The organism is Citrobacter sp. RHBSTW-00524 (genome assembly GCF_013747755.1).
Lineage (GTDB): Bacteria > Pseudomonadota > Gammaproteobacteria > Enterobacterales > Enterobacteriaceae > Citrobacter > Citrobacter braakii.
This window is the reverse complement of record NZ_CP056421.1, coordinates 1,611,508-1,632,024: the sequence shown is the minus strand read 5'-3', so window position 1 is coordinate 1,632,024 and position 20,517 is coordinate 1,611,508. Positions and strand designations below refer to the sequence as shown.

The 20,517-nt window shown below is 46.2% G+C and carries 13 protein-coding genes and 1 tRNA gene; 9 read left to right on the top strand and 5 right to left on the bottom strand.

Translation table 11 applies throughout. The features are described 5' to 3' along the window. Positions 1-55: 55 nt before the first annotated feature. Positions 56-811, bottom strand: coding sequence for a phospholipid-binding lipoprotein MlaA (gene mlaA / locus HV229_RS07785; protein WP_003028190.1), 756 nt, complete (start codon positions 809-811; stop codon positions 56-58). Between the two features lie 288 nt (positions 812-1,099). Here mlaA and HV229_RS07780 point away from each other — a divergent pair, with 288 nt between their 5' ends. The 9 genes from HV229_RS07780 to HV229_RS07740 all read left to right on the top strand — a co-directional run bounded on the left by HV229_RS07780 (position 1,100) and on the right by HV229_RS07740 (position 15,014). After that, positions 1,100-2,041: a formate/nitrite transporter family protein gene (locus tag HV229_RS07780; RefSeq protein WP_046275561.1), complete on the top strand. Its 942-nt coding sequence runs from the start codon at positions 1,100-1,102 to the stop codon at positions 2,039-2,041. Positions 2,042-2,116: 75 nt separating this feature from the next. Next, positions 2,117-2,191 (top strand) — tRNA-Arg (locus HV229_RS07775). Between the two features lie 175 nt (positions 2,192-2,366). After that, positions 2,367-3,566, top strand: coding sequence for an integrase arm-type DNA-binding domain-containing protein (locus HV229_RS07770; RefSeq protein ID WP_007851503.1), 1,200 nt, complete (start codon positions 2,367-2,369; stop codon positions 3,564-3,566). A gap of 233 nt (positions 3,567-3,799) precedes the next feature. Then, positions 3,800-5,065 (top strand): integrase arm-type DNA-binding domain-containing protein, encoded by a 1,266-nt coding sequence (locus HV229_RS07765; RefSeq protein WP_181547220.1) that lies wholly within the window; start codon positions 3,800-3,802, stop codon positions 5,063-5,065. A 217-nt stretch (positions 5,066-5,282) separates the two neighbouring features. Then, positions 5,283-6,932, top strand: coding sequence for a DNA phosphorothioation-dependent restriction protein DptF (gene dptF, locus HV229_RS07760; RefSeq protein ID WP_181547218.1), 1,650 nt, complete (start codon positions 5,283-5,285; stop codon positions 6,930-6,932). 4 nt (positions 6,933-6,936) lie between these two features. After that, a complete protein-coding gene (dptG, locus tag HV229_RS07755) occupies positions 6,937-8,262 on the top strand; it encodes a DNA phosphorothioation-dependent restriction protein DptG (protein WP_181547216.1) in 1,326 nt (441 codons plus the stop codon). Further along, a complete protein-coding gene (gene dptH / locus HV229_RS07750) occupies positions 8,243-13,324 on the top strand; it encodes a DNA phosphorothioation-dependent restriction protein DptH (protein ID WP_181547214.1) in 5,082 nt (1,693 codons plus the stop codon). The genes dptG and dptH overlap by 20 nt, the downstream gene beginning before the upstream one ends. After that, the gene (locus HV229_RS07745) at positions 13,321-13,845 is read left to right on the top strand and encodes a hypothetical protein (RefSeq protein WP_181547212.1); all 525 of its coding nucleotides are present in this window, start codon (positions 13,321-13,323) and stop codon (positions 13,843-13,845) included. The genes dptH and HV229_RS07745 overlap by 4 nt, the downstream gene beginning before the upstream one ends. Positions 13,846-13,847: 2 nt before the next feature. Beyond that, on the top strand, positions 13,848-15,014 hold the full coding sequence (locus tag HV229_RS07740) for a DGQHR domain-containing protein (RefSeq protein WP_181547210.1): 1,167 nt from the start codon (positions 13,848-13,850) through the stop codon (positions 15,012-15,014). Between the two features lie 36 nt (positions 15,015-15,050). On the opposite strand, the gene dndE is transcribed toward HV229_RS07740, so the two are convergent. From dndE to dndB, 4 genes are read right to left on the bottom strand one after another with little or no spacing between them, the layout of a single operon-like run. Continuing rightward, positions 15,051-15,404, bottom strand: a complete 354-nt coding sequence (dndE, locus tag HV229_RS07735) for a DNA sulfur modification protein DndE (protein WP_181547208.1) — start codon at positions 15,402-15,404, stop codon at positions 15,051-15,053. After that, positions 15,404-17,404, bottom strand: a complete 2,001-nt coding sequence (gene dndD / locus HV229_RS07730) for a DNA sulfur modification protein DndD (RefSeq protein WP_181547205.1) — start codon at positions 17,402-17,404, stop codon at positions 15,404-15,406. Before dndD ends, dndE begins: the two co-directional genes overlap by 1 nt. Then, positions 17,394-19,028, bottom strand: coding sequence for a DNA phosphorothioation system sulfurtransferase DndC (gene dndC / locus HV229_RS07725; RefSeq protein ID WP_181547204.1), 1,635 nt, complete (start codon positions 19,026-19,028; stop codon positions 17,394-17,396). The genes dndD and dndC overlap by 11 nt, the downstream gene beginning before the upstream one ends. Next, complete coding sequence (dndB, locus tag HV229_RS07720; protein ID WP_181547202.1) at positions 19,021-20,112, bottom strand: DNA sulfur modification protein DndB; 1,092 nt, start codon at positions 20,110-20,112, stop codon at positions 19,021-19,023. Before dndB ends, dndC begins: the two co-directional genes overlap by 8 nt. Between the last annotated feature and the right edge of the window lie 405 nt (positions 20,113-20,517).

Genomic DNA, 20,517 nt, shown 5'->3' with positions numbered 1-20,517 from the left:
CTTCAGATATAAAAAAGGTGAGCTTTTTAGCTCACCTTTTTATTTTCATCCTTCCTTACTCAGAATCGATCTCTTTTAAATCGTCCTGAATATCTTTCGCGTTCGGGTTTTCCTCTGGTTTGAGTTTCCCACCGTTCGCAATAAAGTCATGACGCTGGAAGTAAGCTTCTCGCACCATGATGTAAGGGTCGGAAGACTGACGCAGCAGACCGTCGGAATCAAGCAGTTGCGCGCGGGTTTCAATCCCTTCAACCGTCCATTTACCTATCGACAACGGCCAGGTCAGCCAGGACAGTACCGGATACAGCGTATCCACCATGTCGCCGCCATCATCACGCAGCGTGAAGCTGCCGTAGAATGGAAGCTGCATATACGGTCCATAACCAACGTCATAGTGGCCTAACGTACTACCAAAACGGTGTGGTTCAACGCGCTGTAACTTCGGATTAGCCATACCCGCCACGTCGATAAATCCGCCCATACCTAACAGGGTGTTCAGGAAGAAACGGGTGAAGTGCACCATCCCCTGATAGGGGTCGCCTTGCAGGAAGTAGTTGACCATAACGGCCGGCTCTTCAAGGTTGCCGGTAAAATTGCTCAAACCGTTACGCGCCGGCTGCGGGACATAATCACGCCAGGCAACTGCCACCGGTCGAACAACGTATGGATCTAAAACATTAAAGTTGAAGTTGTACATGGTGCGGTTGAACCCTTCAAATGGGTCCGAACGCCCCTGCTGTTCAGTACCAGAGCTCGCACACCCCACCAAAAGTGTGGTTCCCAGCGCAAGCGCCGACAGGCGAAGCTTCATAAGTGTCTCCCTGTGTATTATGGCTATCGCTGATTGCCATCCATGACGGAACGATGACGTATCCGCCTGTTTAGATGTGAGCGATTGTAACAGCACGTCAAATGATGTCTATATACCCTGTGTTACTGATTTGATCATAGCCTGGTAATGCGCACTCCGCGGCGGCTCTATTCTAGCTACCCCAATAAAAACAAACGTTACCATTTTTGCTATCTCAGACTTTCTCCCGCTGATTTTCGGACAAAAGCCGCTACGCTTTAGCAATACGTGCTAATTCAGGATTCGGCTATGAATGACATTGAGAACGAAAAGATTGATCGGCACAGCGATGAACTTCAGGTCGACAGTGACGAAAAGCTAGAGGGTAAAAAGATTGAGGTCGATGAGGACAGACTCCCCTCCCGCGCCATGGCGATCCATGAACATATCCGCCAGGATGGGGAGAAAGAAATGGAGCGCGACGCGATGGCGCTACTGTGGTCAGCCATCGCTGCGGGACTGTCGATGGGCGCCTCGCTACTGGCTAAAGGAATTTTTCATGTGCAACTGGAAGGTGTGCCTGGAGGATTTTTGCTGGAGAACCTCGGTTATACTTTCGGCTTTATAATTGTCATTATGGCCCGCCAGCAACTGTTTACCGAAAATACCGTCACCGCCGTCCTGCCGGTAATGCAAAACCCTACGCTCGGCAATTTTGGCCTGCTGATGCGCCTGTGGAGCGTGGTTCTGCTGGGTAATATTATTGGCACCGGAGTTGCCGCATGGGCGTTTGAGCATATGCCGATTTTTGATGAAGAAACCCGCGATGCTTTTGTCAAAATCGGCATGGATGTGATGAAAAACACGCCAACGGAGATGTTTTCCAACGCCATCATTTCTGGCTGGTTAATTGCCACAATGGTATGGATGTTTCCCGCCGCCGGTGCGGCAAAGATTGTGGTTATTATTCTGATGACCTGGCTGATTGCGCTGGGCGATACCACGCACATCGTCGTCGGTTCGGTGGAAATTCTCTACTTGGTCTTTAATGGCACGCTGCACTGGAGTGATTTTTTCTGGCCCTTTGCGCTACCAACGCTCGCCGGAAATATCTGTGGCGGAACGTTTATCTTCGCGCTGATGAGCCATGCGCAGATCCGCAATGATATGAGCAACAAACGCAAGGAAGAAGCCAGGTTGCAAGCAAAGCGTGATGAGCAAAAACAGAAAAACCAGAAAAAACAGGACTAAATGGTGACTGTTTGAGCAGTCGGGCGGCCTGAGGCTTACCGTTGTGAGTAAAAAACGCTATACTCGTGCCGCTTCGTCCCCTTAGTTAAATGGATATAACGAGCCCCTCCTAAGGGCTAGTTGCAGGTTCGATTCCTGCAGGGGACACCAGATATAACTCTCCTGATGTCTACCGAATTCAATAAAAACCTTTTATAATCAGCCATAACTCCTCTTCTCAGGCTATGCGACGTCAACTGAAGTCTACCCATATCTACGTGAATCAATAAACGTTTGGGGGCCTAAGTGGGGGCTTATCCTGTTCAACGGAAAATGAGGCCCCCAAATGCCACTGAATGCTCGTCAGGTCGAGACTGCAAAGCCCAGAGATAAAGCCTATAAACTCGCTGATGGCGGAGGGCTCTATCTCATGGTCAATACTAACGGTTCAAAGTACTGGCGAATGAAGTATCGATTTGCCGGTAAAGAGAAAAAACTCTCGTTCGGAACCTATCCTGACATCTCACTTGCGGAAGCCCGCACTAAGCGCGATGAAGCGAGAAAAACATTGGCAAATGATAAAGATCCCGGTGAAGTTAAAAAAGCCGAACTACTTGCCCAAAAACTATCGGTTACGAATACTTTTGAAGCGATAGCGGTTGAGTGGTACAACGCAAAAGTTTCTGGCTGGTCAAAAAACTACGCTGACTATGTTAACCGGGCCTTCAAAAACAATGTATTTCCCTTTGTTGGATCGCAGCCGGTTAATGAGATAAAGCCACTGGAGCTTCTGTCTGTATTGCAGCGTATGGAAAAGCGAGGTGCGCCGGAGCTTGCCAGTAAAGTGCGCCAACGTTGTAGCGAAGTGTTCCGTTACGCTATTGTTACTGGCCGAGCCGAGTACAACCCTGCGGCTGATCTTGGTAGTGCTTTACAGGGGTACGAGAAACAACATTATCCTTTTCTTACTGCTGCTGAGCTACCCGAGTTTTTACAAAAGCTTTCACAATACACCGGCAGTCTAGTAACGCTTCTGGCGACCCGACTACTCATGCTTACGGGCTTACGAACCGTCGAATTACGTATGGCAGAATGGAGTGAAATCGACTTCGAAAACCATATCTGGGAAATACCGAAAAGTAGAATGAAGATGAGGCGACCCCACATAGTGCCCCTTTCTGCTCAATCCTTAGCAGCACTTCGGCAACTAAAGCAATTGACCGGTACTTACCAGTTTATCTTTGCAGGTCGAAACGATGTTAATAAACCAATGAGCGAAGCCAGCATCAATATGGTTATTAAAAGGATTGGTTACGATAAGAGAGCAACCGGACATGGTTTTCGTCACACCATGAGCACAATCTTGCATGAGGAAGGATTCAACACTGCTTGGATTGAGACCCAGCTCGCGCATGTGGACAAGAACGCGATTCGCGGGACCTATAACCATGCGCAGTATCTTGAAGGGAGGAAAGAGATGATGCAGTGGTATGGAGACTATTTGGATGGATTGCGATTGGATGGAAACGTTGCCAGAGTTAGTTAATGAAGAGCCGATTCGAGTTCGGCCTTCGGCACCATCGGAACATCAATAGACGTCAACGGACGTCTTTTTTTGTGCCTTAAATCCGTGCCACACAAGGCTTTCCGCGATTTTCCTTTCAACAGAAGTCAATCTGAGTCAACCCACATCAAGCTGCTTGTGAGTATAGAACCGAGTATATATGCTGGTTCGATAATGGTTGTATACTCACAGCGGCACATGGAAGGAGAACTTTTATGGCTCTGACAGATATCAAAGTGCGTTCTGCGAAACCGCAGGAAAAGGAGTACACCCTTGTCGATGGGGATGGCATGTTTTTGCTGATTCACCCTAACGGCTCAAAATACTGGCGGTTCCGTTTTCGTTTTGGTGGTAAGCAGCACCTAATGGCGTTTGGGGTTTACCCTGAAACGTCACTGGCTGATGCTCGTCAAAAAAGGGAAGAGGCCAGAAAGCTTGTTGCTGCAGGAATTGATCCTCGCGGGCATAAGCGTGCTGTAAAAGAGGAGCAGGCAAAAGAGGCCATTACCTTTGAGTCTGTTGCCAGAGATTGGCATGCAACTAACAAGAAATGGTCAGAGGAACACAGTCGACGGGTGCTAAAAAGTCTGGAAGATAATCTGTTCCATGCAATCGGCAAACGTAGTATTGAGGAGCTGAGAACTCGCGATCTGCTTGCCCCTATCAAAGTTGTAGAAGCTACAGGCCGTTTTGAAGTAGCTTCTCGTCTTCAGCAACGGACAACAGCCATAATGAGGTATGCCGTTCAAAGTGGCTTGATTGATTACAATCCAGCCCAGGAAATGGCAGGTGCGGTTGCTTCCAGTAACCGTGTCCATCGTCCTGCGCTTGAGCTGAAACGCCTGCCTGAACTGCTCCACCGAATTGATGGTTACACGGGACGCTCTTTGACCCGTTTGGCTGTTGAGCTCACCTTGTTAATCTTCATTCGATCCAGTGAATTGCGCTTTGCGCGTTGGTCTGAAATCGATTTTGAAACGGCAATGTGGACAATACCGGCTGAACGAGAAGCTATTGAAGGAGTGAAGCATTCACAGCGTGGCTCGAAAATGCGTACGCCTCATTTAGTACCGCTGTCTCGCCAGGCATTAGAAATCCTTAAACAGGTTCACAAGCTTAGTGGCGAGCGTGATTTTGTTTTCGTTGGCGATCATAACCCTCGTAAGCCCATGAGCGAAAACACGGTGAACAAGGCACTGCGCGTCATGGGATATGACACGAAGGTTGAAGTTTGTGGGCATGGATTCAGAACAATGGCCTGTAGCTCGTTGATTGAATCAGGGTTGTGGTCGAGGGATGCGGTAGAGCGTCAGATGAGCCATATGGAGCGTAACTCTGTGCGTGCTGCTTACATCCATAAGGCGGAGCATCTGGATGAACGCAAACTGATGCTGCAATGGTGGGCTGACTTTCTGGATGGGAATCGGGAGAGTGGGATTACGCCGTTTGACTATGCAAAAGTCAATCGGGGTAATATGTAGTGTATATGTTTAATTAATATACAACCCATCAACCAGCTTCCAAAGTGAAGCTGGTTGATGGATGGACTTGACCCGCCATCTCTGGATGTGTTTCGTGGACGGACAGGAAAATATACAATTTTGAAATTGCTCGTAATGAATGTGTCAAAGAGCCTATAGATATCAGTGGGTAGCTTTTATAGAATAGGTGTATTCCTACTTTAGAGAACATGAAGTTATGAGCGCAATCACATTACGTAAAGCGTTGGGTGTACTTGCGAAGTCATCTTCGTTTTCCGTCACCACCGTGACACACCGTCAGAAGGATGAGTTCGATCAGTTAAAGGAACAACTCTTTGTTAAACAAGAAATTGAAACCGAATTACAACGCTATCTGGATGTTGCTAAACCCGGTGAAATCATTTTTTTGTGCGGTAGTAGCGGGGACGGAAAGTCCGAAATTTTAACTCGCTGTCAGTCAGATCCGCGTTATCAGCGGCGATTTATTTTCCATCTGGATGCCACTCATAGCTTTGCCCCTCGACAATCAGCCATTGATGCTTTGAATGAGTTATTTGCTAATCATCATCAGCAGTCATCTCCATTGCTCATTGGCATCAACACCGGAATGCTTGCTAACTTTGCCCGAGAAGGCGCTGAATGCCATAAGGTGATCCGGTCTGCAATTGACTCATTTTTATCAGGGCAGCAAGTTGCAAGCCGTCCTTACCGTAACGAGAATTGTTCTTTTTTTGATTTTGAACACTATCCTAAATTTCAGTTTAACGAAAATAAAAACTATTCATCATTTATTAAAACCTTATTAGATAACTTAACTCGTGACGATGATAATAATTTATTTCAGTTTATCTTTCGGCGCGATGAGTCAATTAATCCAGATCTAAAAGAGGTCGCAAACTTTAAATTGCTTTGCATGCCTGGCGTGCAGAATGTATTAATTACGCAGCTCTTTAAAGCGCGGTTGATTAAAGACCAGTTTGTTACAACCCGAGCGCTGCTAGATTTTTTGCATCATCTGCTGATGGGACCTGGCTACTTATTTGATAACCTCTTCATCGGTGCAGAAAATGATCTGATTAAAAAAGTTTCCGATTTTGATCCTGCCAGATTGCACACCTATGAACTTGATCAGTTTGTTTTGCGCTATGAACTGGGACTGGTTGACGCTGGTCTCGATGGTTTTTTAGCCGCACTTGGGCCGTTGCACATTAAGTTTGATCGCCAGAGCGTTAAGTCCGGTGACGCAACCTCCTTGATCCGGCTTTTCTGGCTATTACAGCACGAATCGTTGGGTAATGATTATCATCGGAGATTTTCCGCGTTCTTTAACGAATCGTTGTTTGAACGTTACTCAGAAATCTGGCACTTGCATAGAAATTACACAGCAGCTCCGGAGCAAAAAAGATTACTGAATCGCTTCTATGCTTTTGAGCTTATCGCGGGTATCCAGCGCTATGCTAACCGCAAAGCTCCTGAATTAAGTATGCAAAAAGAAGAGTTCTTTTTGGGGGAGTTTGGTGGGGTAAAAATAACCGCACCGGTAGAGGTGAAGCCTGATTGGGATGCTATTCGTAATAAACATACGGCTCATCCAACTGGCTTCGATGTCTATTTAAAGGTGGGGCGAAATCCACTGCCGCATATCCATATCGGGCTTAATTTTTTCGAATTATTGGACAAGTTGAATAATGGCTATCGTCCGAATAAATACGATAAAAATGCCATCGTGTTACTGGATGAAATTGTTGAGTTGATCGCGGAGCAGGCTAAATCCAGCAGCGAAATCAAATTTTATGATGGCAGACAACGAGTTTATCGTGCAAAGGCGGATGACGATATGATCACTATTAGCGGTATGGAGAGCTAGCAGAATGTACCCTATCGCAAACGAGTTAAAAGTGGGTAACAATCAACTGGATAGTTACCTGCCTGTGCGCAATAAAAATAACGATATTAGCTGGCAATTCGTCACCGGTCTGGTCCTTAGCTACGCCCTGAAACGCAAAATCGAAGCTTACGATCCCGAACAATTCCGTGAAGATTGTAAAATACATCTGCAGGAGCTGCTTGATGAGCCTGCATTCTGGTCCGTGCTGGAACGGATGTATTTTTCCAGTCAGGATATTTTCCGTGTCTCCCCACTTTTTTTACTGTTCCACGCCCAGTTTAATGGTGAAAAAATAAGTGCGGGTTCAACGGCAGATAAACGACTTGGCACACTGTTTGCCAATTTGATGGGAGATTTCAGCCTTAGTTATCCCATACAGGACAGACTGAACTTCATCGAGCAGCAAATGCTGAATAAGCTCAATGAAAAAATAAAGCTGTTGGGGAAAGGACCGTTTGCCGAAGAGCAACCGTATCTTCCGTATATGGTAACGTGTTTTCAGTCTGATCTGGCATTTTTGGCAGAACATCCACAGTACCTTTTACAGGAATTGACCAACACCCTACGTTTGTACGCTTTTAGTTGGTGCGCTCAACTAGCGCTCAATCTGGACAACTGGCAGGATGGCGAACCACAAAGCAAATCACTGTTTTTTATTCTTGATAGCGAAAAAGCCAGCTCCGAACGGGAAAAGGTGAAACGTTATGGCTATAGGTTATTCGCCAGCCAGAGAGAAAAACTGTTCCCGATACTTTCCGCGTTGGAGGTGTTGCAGGTAAAAGGGGCGAAAAAACGCCCTCTCTGGCAGGTATATCAGGATTGTTTGAGTTATTCTGGCACCCCAAATCAAGTGTTAGATGAGCTTAATGATTACATACAAAAATTTATTAGTAAGGAAGAACGAGATCTTCCAGCTCGTGAACGCGCTACAAATCTGGAAAGTGCTTTCAAACAGCTATTATCCGTTGCCATAGAGCAATTCCAGGATAAAAAAACTAACCGCGCGGATATAAATAAGAACTACATTAACGAGCTGGAAAACCAGATTTGCACTGATTTCATTCAGGTCCGTGGTCGGGCAGGGAAAGTGCTGGTGCTGAATCAGGATCGTCTTCTCTTACTGACCAATCTCACTGTGGGCAAAAATGACAAACTCCGCCTGCATGAACTGCTGCGTGGTTTTGAACAGCGCGGTTTTTATCTGGACAACCAGTCGGCGCAAACGTTGGTGGCGTTTTATGAACGCATGGGAAATGTAGAGCGAATGAGTGATAGTGGAGACGCCGTGTATGTCCGTAAAACAGTATGAAACCTATCTGGCAGAAACCTTTATTGAATGGGTAGGTGGCATCATTCAGCCCGGCGAGCGCTACCAGTTCAAATCTCCCGATCCCGATAATGCCCTAAAACTCTGGGAAGCATTCGTCTCTCTGGCGGACGGCAATCAGTTGGAAATTGCGCCAAGGCAATATATTGATTGCCTCCCCTGCAATGGTGTTCAGCTTATTCCTGTACTGCACGGAGCCGAGGCTCCAGCATTCACAGAAAACTACATTTCTCATTTGCGCGATGAAGTTGCAGGTCGCAGCGGCATTTTTGCCCAAACAGCGCTGTTGATTATTCACAACAGTATGCTCGATACCCTGATTAACAGCACGAAAGACGTAGCGGCACCGGATGCTATCTGGTACCCACAAACTTTCAGTCATCAACTGGAAAAGCTTATTACCACTGATAGTAACTGTTCGGAATTGTCCCGTTGTTTGCTGGAGGATCAACTGGCGACGGTACTGGATGAAGGCGCGACCGTATTTGGTTTCTCGTCGCTGTATCGCTTGCTGGATGATGGCAATCTGGATTTCTCCGAGCTTCATCTGTTTAAAGATGATGAACTACTGAACTATAGCCAGAAGCAACTACGCACACGTCTGAATGAAAACCGGAAATTATATCGCCAGATAGAAGATAGTGTTGAACGCTACAGTGGACAGCTGGAGAATGTGCTGCCTGAGTTTAGTTCCAAATTCATTCAGGAGCATTTTTATGATAAAGATGACTGGCGTGAGCTCGATTTCTCCGACTATAGGAAAGAGAAAGAACAGAATAGTGAACAAAAACTGGTGCTGGAGAACGTCTCAGTCGTAAACGGCGAGGTTTGGCGACGGGCGAAAAGCGCCAGTAAGGCAGGCAAACGTGACATCAGCCTACTGGCGCAGGTGCAGCCAGGGCAATCAAAGGCTGAGCTGGAGTTCAGTTTTCAGGGTAATGATCTTCAGGATAACCAGGTAAGGATTGCCCATAATCGTCAGTTAAAGAATGCACCTTTCTGGCGCACCAGCCGGGCGGGCGGAAAGACTTCCCGCATTATGGCGTCGGTGCCTTTTGATGGGCATCCCTGCTTCTTTAGTCTCGAACTGACCAACCGTAATAATTCAGCCGAAGAGTATAAATTTCGCCTGTTATTGGTCGAACAGGGGCAATTCTGGCTAAACGATATTCAGCACTGCTACCGTGTTGAGCCAGGTAAAGATCAAATAACCCTGCAACTGGAAGATAACACGCTGCGTATTGCCGAGTCTGGCAACTTGATCTGTACGTTGGATGACGAGAGCGAAGACATCGACTGCCTGCATTATGCTCAGGTGAATTTTGAGACGCTGGCAAATCAAAGTGACCTGGTTCAGTTTGCGCTCGTTTCCGGTGATTCCCGTCTGTCGTTTAACATCGAGGGGCCGGGAGCAGAAGAAGGGCTAACGTTGCCGTTGCTTTTTGACCAAAGTCGTTTCAATAAGTTGTTCAAAGAAGAGGGTAATGCAACCTGGAACCGACTAAAAGGGCGCATCATACTCGATAATACTGAACACAAGGTCGTAGGTGTACGCCAGCAGTTGTTGATACTGGAAGCCTCATTAATTGAGCAACGTCTGCTGGGTACGGGAAGTGACGATAGTGAGTTTGCGCTGGATGAACTTCTTGCCAGCTACCCCGATCTCCATAACGCCTATGAGCAGTTATTTGCCTACTATCATCGTCGTAACACACTACCGAGCCTGGTGTCGTGGTCAGCAGAATATCGCACACTAGTCAGCTACATTGTTACTACGTTTGAGCAGTCACTCCAGCAAATCGGCCAGAGCAGAGCGCTGACAGCGCACGAGAAACGTCTTCTGCATCTGGGGATCTGCCGCAATGATAGCCATGAGCGTCTCTCACCACTGCACCCATTAGTGCTGGCCTACCATCTACAACTGGCAGAAACTATCGTTGCGGAGCTGGAACAGCACGATTCGGCTTCATTTGCCACACTACCGCCGATCACTCTTGATCGCTTGATGGTTTCCGGGTTAATGCCGTTTGTTTACCACAGTGAGCATGAATACGCGCAACTACAGCCGGTGGAGGAAAACCGCTTCTGGATTGATGCGGTACCTCAGCGGCAGGTCAGCCATGACTACGTTAAACGTCTGGTAAAAGACAAACTCAATGAGTTCACAGACGCTTACGCCCGGTTGTTCCAGAGCGCTGAAAACAGTTCGTTGATTATCAATGCCAATAATCAAGGGAATGCCAAAGAACTGTTTCTGGGATTAGTAGAATATTTTAAGCAAGAAAAAGAGCACGCTATTTCGGTTCATGTGAACTGCTACGATGAACGTTTGCTACCCAATATGTTCGATCACTTTGCTGAAAGTGGTAGCTATGAGCAGCTTAAAAACGATCTCGATCTGAACAGCGGCGTATGGCGGGCTGAAGCCGATATGCTGATTGACCTGCTGCGTAGCCGGTTAACGTTCAGCAAGTTTGTCCTGCCGTCAGAAAGCGACAAGCTGGCCTATGCACATCTGGCATTTTTCACCAATACAGCACCTGTGGATTGCCGCCAGATCCGCATTGAAGATGCGTCCAGCGGGGTATTGTGTCATGGATTGATAGCTGGGGAAGGTGCCGAAACGCAGGGGGATGCTTACTTTACCGCGTTTGGACTGCGAGATGTGGATACTGAGTCCTACTGCGCCTTGCGTCTTGCCCGACTAATCGGCTGCCTATGGCAACCCGCACGTCAAAGCAACAGCCAGTATCATGGACAAGGGATCGGCCTGGCAGTGAGTGGCAATTTTAAACAGCTGCTCAATTACTCTTACAATAGCGCGCTCTGGACCACCATTATTGATCCTAAAGTCACCCTCGACTTTTTCACCAGTCAGAAAGATGTGGTGCTTATCCACTATTCTGACCAGTACACCAGTTGCGCAGGCTACGATGCCGTCACCGTCACGAAGCAGGTTGATTTGTTCCTGCGGTTGCTCCAGACCGGAAGCCAGTCAGGGCAACCTGCTGTTGATAGTCAGCATCTACTGGCTGAATTTAATGCCTTTAACGGTGAATGGCTGCTGAAAATGCTGCGTTCCAATGAAAGAGAGCGTAAAGAGAAGCACGGCATTATAGGAGCTTACAAATTTGTGCAATCAATGTTGCACCAGTCCGATATTTGCTGGATTCCGTTATCGGTGGCCGAAATGATCCGCGTGTCCGGCAATGTCGGGCTGAAAATGAAAGAGAGTGATTTATCGAGAAATTTACAGGGTTATCGTAAAGGTGCGATCTCTGATGATGTGCTCTTTGTGGGATTTAAAGAAGGCCGCCTCTATCTGTTGCCGCTGGAAGTTAAAACCGGGGCGCGACCGGACTACAGCTATGCAGGCCAACAGGCTCGTGAGTTGAAACGTTACTTACAGCAGGACATTCTGGAACCACAAACGCTGGCATCACACTTGTACCGGGCGCTTTTTATTCGTCAGGTGTTGATGCAGGTGGAGAAACTGCGTCTGTACGGTGTGCTGGACAGCAACAAACTGGCTCCCTTGCTGGATAGACGTGAATGGTGGTTAACGGGCGACTATCAGTTAGGTGAGTTGACCGACTATGCGGACGGCTTCGTCGTGGCGCATGTGGACAGCGCAACTTGCTTCGATCTCTCTTATAAAGAGACGGCGGAGAATATCTTACAGATTGAGATCCCTTATTCACTGTTACCTTCGCTGATTGCCGCACAGGGGGATGAACTACCTCTTGCCGAGCGTTACCGGGTGCCGGAAAAATATCGGCTTAAGTCTGGGTGTGATGCCATTCTGTCACAACCCGAAGTCGTGGTAGAAGTCACAACGCCGACTACTGCACAGTCCATTTCGGAACCGGAGTCGTTACAGCCTGCTGTATCGGTGGCGACTTCTGATACTAGCGATACTCCATTACAGATCCTGTTTGGTCATGATGCTGCGCGTCAGAGCCCGTTACATTGGGAGCCAACCAACACCGCCAAGTTCATGAATACCAATACCGGCATTATTGGAACGATGGGCACCGGTAAAACCCAGTTTACTAAATCGCTGGTAACACAGTTGATGCGTAATCAGTCCCGTAACGTTGATGGTAAACCTATTGGTTTGCTGATCTTCGACTACAAATCAGACTATGTGGATGAGGCTTTTCTTGATGCAACGGGGGCGAAAAAGTACAAGTTATTTAAGCTGCCTTACAACCCCTTATCTCTGTTTGGCGACACGCCAATGCTACCAATCCACACTGCTGGTGGACTATCGGAAACGATGGCGAAAGCCTATGGGCTGGGCCATAAACAGCAGCTCAAATTAGAAAATCTGATTTTAGAATGCTATGAAGCGGCAGGCATTTCGCCGGAAGATCCGGCAACATGGTCACGGACTGCGCCGACGATTGAAGATGTATGGCAGCGCTTCCTCGATCAGGAGAAGGTCGAAGAAGATTCGCTTTACGCAGCACTTTCTAAACTGGCGCGTTACAAGATATTCGAAACCATCCCGGAGAAGATGACCAGCTTGTACGAATTGATTGACGGCGTCACCGTGATTGAACTGGCTGGCTACCCGCCCGAAGTGCAAAACCTGGTAGTCGCACTTACGCTGGATCTGTTTTACGCTCAGATGCAAAAGCGCGGTAAACCGGTGGTGCGGGGGGATTATCGCCAGCTCACCAAAATGATTCTGGTGGACGAAGCCGATAACTTTATGCGTCAGGATTTTTCTAGTCTGCGTAAGATCCTTAAAGAAGGCCGTGAGTATGGCGTTGGTGCGATCCTGTCAACGCAGGAGATTACTCACTTTAAGACTGGGGAAAATAATTATGCCTCCTATATTTTAACTTGGATAATCCATCGTGTTTCTGAGATTAGGAACGCGGATATCAAGGCGGTATTTAACGTTGATGATAAAGGTGAGCAGGAGTCTTTGATGGGGCAGATTCGGCAGCTTGAAAAGCATTTTAGCCTGTATGTTGATGGGGATAAGCGAGTTAAGAAAATGCGGGATCGAGCGTTTTGGGAGTTAGATAAATGATTACTTGGAAAGGTTGCTGTGGAGTTAGTTGTCACCTAGGGAGAGTGACCCTAGAATTTATTATAACTTTATTTTTTTCAATGTTACCTATTATAGTTGGCGCTATTATCGCTTCCTCTTGGTCAGAACCAAGTTTTGGCTCAGCATTTATATCAAATTTTAGATATGGTGAAGTGTTTCTTTATACTTCAGCTTTTTTGGTTCCTTATATACATAAGAAAGCATTAAGAGAGAAAAAGGGTATTACAAGCATAGTTTCATTTGTATTGGCGGCTTATTCGATTTTTGCAGGGATTTATGTTTTTAGTTTTGTCCGTCTAGAAGATGTTCTGTCAAGGAAAATGAGTGTTAGCGCAGAAAATCTTGTATGGCTTGGAGTCTCAATTATACTCTCTACTATATTTGTCTGGTATTACAGTGTATGGCAGGATCATAGTAAGCGAATTGATCCAACTATGGAAGATTTGAGGCAACGTAATGCACTGGCAAATGATATAAATGCGAAATTGAGTGGTAAATAAAAATGAAAAAAATAACAGCCAAATTTTTAAAAGTTACTCAGCCCATCGGTGAGTTTTACTGCTGTGTTATGAAAGCTCGTGATCTATATTCGATATCTTACTCTGATGTTAGAAGGTTGGAAGAAGAACAGTCCGAAGATAATATTGATACATATTTGGGGATTCAGCGCGAACTGAATAAAAGCAGAGTTAAAAAAATTCGTGAATATATCGGATCCGTTGATGCTACTTTCCCTAACTCTATCATTGTCGCTATTAATGGGGATTTTTTAGAAATAGATGATAATGAAATTACAATAAAGTTTGAAGATTATCAGAGTGGAAAAATAGCAAAAATACTAGATGGTCAGCATAGACTGGCTGGTTTTGAAGAAACTGATTTTTCATTTATTTCTCAATATGATGAGAAAGTAGATTTTGAAGTTCTTGTTACTATTTTTGTAGAGGCTGATTTACATACTCAAGCGCAAGTTTTTACAATGGTCAATCAGAATCAGACAAAAGTTAATAAGAGCTTAGTTTACGATCTGGAGTCTCTTGCTCTTGCTAGAAACCCTTCAAAAACGGCACATCAGATAGCTGTTATTTTGAACTCAAGAGAAGGGTCACCATTTTTTAGAAGAATAAAACGATTGGGGGTTAAAACAGCTGGCGTCGATTCGGAAGTTCTGACACAAGCTGCTTTTGTTGAAAATATAGTTAAATTGATTTCTAAGAGGCCAAGCTTAGATCGCGATATCTTATTAGGGAAAAAGAAAAATTTCATCGGAATAAAAAACATGCAATTGCCTGATAATAATAATGCTAGTTTTAGAGCATTGCCCTTCCGTAAAAATTTCATTAACTCAGATGACTCAACTATTGCTGTTGTTGTACACAATTTCTTTTCTGTGGTTAGTGAGTTATGGCCTAATGCGTGGGATAGTAAAAATAGAAAATCCGTGCTTAATAAAACAGTCGGGTTTATTTCTTTGATTAGATTATTAAGAGATGTTTATAATATTTACGTCGATGAAGGTGTCATAAACTATGGCGATATTATAGATAAAGACTTGTTCTATTCTAAATTAAAAGAAATTGATTTGGATGATTCTTATTTTGAAACTGTTGATGCTGTATCAAAATCATCAGGTTATGTTTATAAAATAATGAAAAGTTTTATTTATTGATTCTACATTGAGCCCTATTTATCATAGGGCTTTTTATCATATGCTTAGTGTGAAATCCTTTAAACTGCGATGATTTCTTAACGATGCAATCCCATCCTCAACATGCGCCGCCCACGCCTTAATCATCGCCTTCTGATCCAATTGCGGATAAAGCATCTTTAACACCAGTTCTGTAGCGTGCAGTGTTTCCCCAAGCCACGTAATTTTATCCAGCACTAGCGAGCCATCCAGCTTCTTACTATCCCGCTCAGGCAAATAGCGAAACTCATTCTCCACCGAGCGGAAAAAAGCCAGCCGGGCAGCGATATTAGGCGTAATCCCTGTATATCCTTTTAATCTCTTAAGCTGGTCTTCTGTTTGACGACTAAGTACCATTCGATTCGGGAGCATCAGACAGCCTCCTTGGTTAGTTCCCAGAAATAACCGGGTTTCAGGGTAGATGATTTGGTATGTGCATTAAACACAATCTCATAAGCATGAGAAATATCATCACGCAGTCGATCGACGAAATAACGCTCGTCTACTTCAGTATCGGTGGATAGCAGCACAACCTGATGGCTGGCCTCCGGGAAATAATGATTAATCAACTTATCCCGATGCTGAGAATCCAGACGCCCTAACGGTGTATCGATAATCACCGGGAAATCACGCCCAGAGGTTTTTGCCAACGCCTCAAGAATCGCAATCGCATAAATCTGCTTTTCACCCGCAGAAAGCAGCTTACGATTAATCACTGAACCCTTTTCATCCACCAGTTCAACATCAAATGTCTGTGGATTTATGTGCGCATTAAGCTGTAAATCCTCTTTACGAGCCAGCTTGTGGTAGGCAATTTCAAAGTTAGCAGATAATTTTTTCACTCGCGCCTGCGTTAGTACATCGCTGTAGTAATCGAGCAAGTTAATGGTCTCCTGTGCATTTTTAAATGCGCTGCTCAAACCATGTTGGCTACGGGTGATGTCATGTGCTTTCTGTACCTGACGAACGCAGTCCAGTTGCTGCTGTTTCGCTCGTTTAGCCTCTTCCAAAAGCGAGCGATACTTTTGACGCTGTTTTTCCCGCTTATGGTCGAGCTCGCGTAATGCTGCAAAGAGATCCATTAGCTGCTCATCTTCCGGGGCGCGAGCGATATTAGCAGCGGCTTGTTCCAGTTGTTGTTCAATATCCGCTAACTGATGGCGGTAAATATCAAAACGCTGCCATGCTTTTTTGCTGTCCTGCTCAATGGACTGCTGGAGCATACCGGCTTCACGTTCAGAAATATCAAACAGCAAATCACCTTTGGGTTTGGTTGCCATATAACCTTCTAGGTTATCGGCAATCGTCTCAGCCGCTATTCTCCCAGTACTCACAGAACGGAACGCGATATCATTTTTGAGTCGAGCTAAAAATTGATTTAACTCCGTCTCGAAATTTTTCGCCTGCTTGATCTGCGCTTCATTGGAAATTTTTTCCAGCAACCGCGACAACGTATTGGGTGCCAGTGCATAGGGTAACGACCCATCACACTCATGGCGTAAAGCCTTTTCCAGACGCCCTTTCTCTTGCAACAGCGTTTCAACTTTTAGTTTTTCCTGCGCTTTGGTCTGGGCAAATGCGCCGCCTTGCGCATTTAACAATCCCTCATGGCGAATAATATCCTGGGATAAAAATTCAATCCGCGAATTGACAAAATCGGCCTCTTCCAGCAATTTCTCCGCCTGACCGGCAAGCATTTTAATCTTAGTCTCAAGCGCTTCAACCTGCTGTTGCTGGGAGCCACCCAACTGGGCGGTTTGCTGGCGTTTGACAAAAATCATCAGATCATTTTGTAGTCTGGCGATCAGATCCAGTCCCAACAAACGACGCACCGCTGTACGCAGAATATTGCCGGATTCATCTTCCGCCAACTCTGCAATCTTCTCTCCATCAAAAAAGAAAAGATCGGCAACACCGTGAGGAATTAATTCATTTAAAAACCCTTGGCACTGGTCATAACTGAGTTCACTACGCGGTTTTCCATCCTGCTGCAAAGAGAGACGATCTTTCTTTCCTTTCTTCCAGCTACGAGTGACGGTGAATTCAGTCTCATGGCCGTTTTGGTTGTAGGTAAAGGTCAGTTCTACTGCGGCCTCATCCGGACGCTCTGCTGTATACGTCCCGTTGTGCACCAGTGCTCCGAGTTGTTCAATATACTCCTGCTGCTGCATTGCCGAGCCAAACGCTAAACGCCCATACAGTGCCAGTCGAATTGCCGACAAAATGGATGTTTTCCCTGCACCATTTAAACCACCAAATAGAACAATCGGGCGAGGGTTTACTTCATGCGGACGCTTTCTGGGAGCCAGATCGATGGTGTGTGTGCCGCAAAATACGCGAAAATTATGTAATACTAGTTGCTTAATGAGCACGTTCATTTTCCTCATCGATAAGCACAGACGATTCGCCCGCATCGATAATTCTGCGCTGTAAAGTCTGGAGTTCAGCTTCTAGCTTATCCACCTCGTCCTGATGAATATCCCGATCGTTGCGTTTTTGCAGCATTGCCTGTTGCTGCTGGATCTCTTCCAGGCTGCCCCAGTCCTGCTTCAAAATTGTGCCGAGCTTGTCAAAAATCCCCTGACGACGACTTAACCCTTCCATTGAGGTTTCCAGCTCAATCAGTTTCATTACCATTTCAGGTACTACGTCAAACCCTTGCGTTATCTGTACCAGCAAATCAGCATCGCTGGCATCAAAGCGAGACTGATCGTCAACTACCCAATTCAGATCCTGCTGATATACCTCGCGGTAAATCCCCGGCAATGAATCGTACCAGTCTGGCTCGTTAGGATCTTTCAACCACTCCTGGCGGATAGCGTGCAGCTCCGGCTGAGTAATTAACGTAATCGTGTGACCTTGGGCGTTTAAATCACGCTCAATTTCCAGTAAGTCTTTTAACCACTGCTGGCGGTATTTGAGCCAGTAGGGGCCAGGAACATGCTTACGCTCTGCACTGCGATCTTCGCCATCTTTAGCGTACTGATAGCTCACCTTACCGGTGCGGCGTTTATAGTTGCGATAGGTGTCTTTATTCGCAGGATCGGTGGTAAACGCCAGCAGATCACGATATTTCAGCAACGGCGACATCCACTCTTCGCCGTTTTTAATCAGGCTTTCCATCGCTTTATCTTTGGTGACTACGGTACAGGTCCAGCAGCCGAAGCGAGAGTTTCCGCAAGAAGGGGTACTTTCATCGATCACCAGCGGACACTCCCCCTGTGCGGAAGAGTCCATATACAGCGTCCACAGTGGGCGGTTGTTTCCGCCCCACGGGCTTTCCCACTCGTCGATATCTTCAGGGGCATAACGGAACGCGCCGCGCAACAGCTTCCAGACGTCTTCTACATCCCAGGTATCAATAGGGGTATAAATAAACGCATTTGCCAGTGTGGTATGTCGGGCCAGGCGTGAGCCATCAATTTTATGCTTTGCGATAACCTGCGCACGGGAGGCACTCTCGCTACTACGTGAGCCGAGGACAACAATCACTTCATCAAATTGGCTGACCTTTTCTTTAATAAAGTCGCTCACCGGATTGATTTTCATACGCTCGGTACACCAGCGAAAACTACGGGTTGGGGCCGGATAACCTTTCCCTAGTAAATTGACCCAGAAGGTTTCATTAGTTTTAGGCATCACGGCATGTTGAGTGATCGGCAGGCCATTACGTTTTGCGCCTGCCTCAATCTGCAACATTGTTTTCTTAATCAGATCCACGACCACTGGTGTTTCCACCAGTGTATCTGATGACACCAGAAAAACATCTTTGCTGCGCATTTCCGGGGGCAGGCCGAGCAGGGCCAAATACACCAGCGTGATCACGGCGGAAGAATCTTTCCCGCCGCTATAGCCAATTACCCACGGACGGTTATCCGCACAATAAATTCTTTGAACCTCAGCAACATATTCGGCCAGAGGGCGTCCAGCGAACTGTTCCTGATTAATAAAATCTTCGTACTCGGCCAGATCGAAGGCCTGAACCAGTTTACTCATGAGACAACCATATTTGAGCTTCAAGCTCCTGTTCTTCAGGAGTGAGGGGAATTGAGAGCGCGGTTTTTAGCGCATTGCAGGTGAGCTGGATCGCTGTGCTGGTTTTACTCAGCTTACCATGTTGCATTGCACGCTTGATAAGATCCGGATTGTTCCTGCGCCAGTTAAATGTTTTGAGTGCAGCAATTTTAGCTGGCCACTGCTCTGGGTATTCCGTCAGCAGTGTATATCCCAGTTGTCCGAGCGCCTGCAAACCAATGCCGTGAGCGTGAACATAGTCCTGACGTAGTTGAACCGGTGAAACTTCTTTTTTTGCGGCTAACTGCCAGTCCGGCATTACATGATAAATAGCCTGCCAATAGCGAGTTGCTATCTGGGTACATTCTTCAAAATTGCCCTCTTTAGGATCTTTTCCCAGCAACGCACGGGTAGCTTGTTTGATGCTGTTTAACGTAAATAATTTATTTGACCTTTGACTGATACCGGATTTTTCCAGCTCAGTCATTCCGACAAATGGCTCTACGGACATTGCCAGATAACGCGCCAGATTCGAACTTGCATCTCGATGATCATACAAGGATGCCAATGATGGGCTAGGACGAATAGCGTATTTATTCAGATCGGCAAACATCTGTTGGCTGCGTTTTAATCCTTCATCGACAAAAAACAGCACCGGAATGTTATCCTGCCCCAACTCTGGGCGTGCTTCTAAAGCATCTTCAATTGCTTTACGACGATGCTGACCGTCATTGATCAGAATTTGCGCATCCATCGGTACGCATAACGTTCCCAGATTGTTTGTACCTGGGTGCTCATCAAACTGGACGTCAACGGCAATGGATGCTGTAAGCGCAGAGAACACATAATCTTTTGGATTTTCCAGAAGATAACGCACCATTTCGGGGATACGCGATTTATTCAGCGTGCGCTGTGCGCGTAACTCAGGCGGTACGTCATTTTCATCAAAGCTGAATATCTTGGGAATGATGCGCATCGGGCACGTGGCGATGTAGAAAGGACGACCAGCCTGAATGCCACGTATAGCTGGAAAAGAGTAGCAGTAATCTGCATCAACACTAGCCATGCTGTAATCCGTATAAAAATCGAATGAATTTGGTTACGTGATATTTTACGTAAGTCAGGGCAGGAATTACAGTTTTTTCACGTAATAAATTGCGTACTATCTTCCGATATCCGATCCTAAACGTACCCGCTTAGTGCTGGTTGCGCGATTGCAAAAATCAACATTGTAGGAAGTCGCTCGCACTCATGACGAACTATCAGCTATTGGCCTTAAAAATCAGTATTTAGTCATCAACGGTACCCTGCCAGCGAGCGAAGCTGAACATGACGCCCTAACCGCTGTGATATGGCAACGGGAGCAGGAAGAACTGGCAAATCTTCCTGCCGGTTTATCTAATCTACCGACAGATACTTTATCACTCCAACCAGTCAATATGGTTGGAGTGACTGCATTGAAGAGACCGCT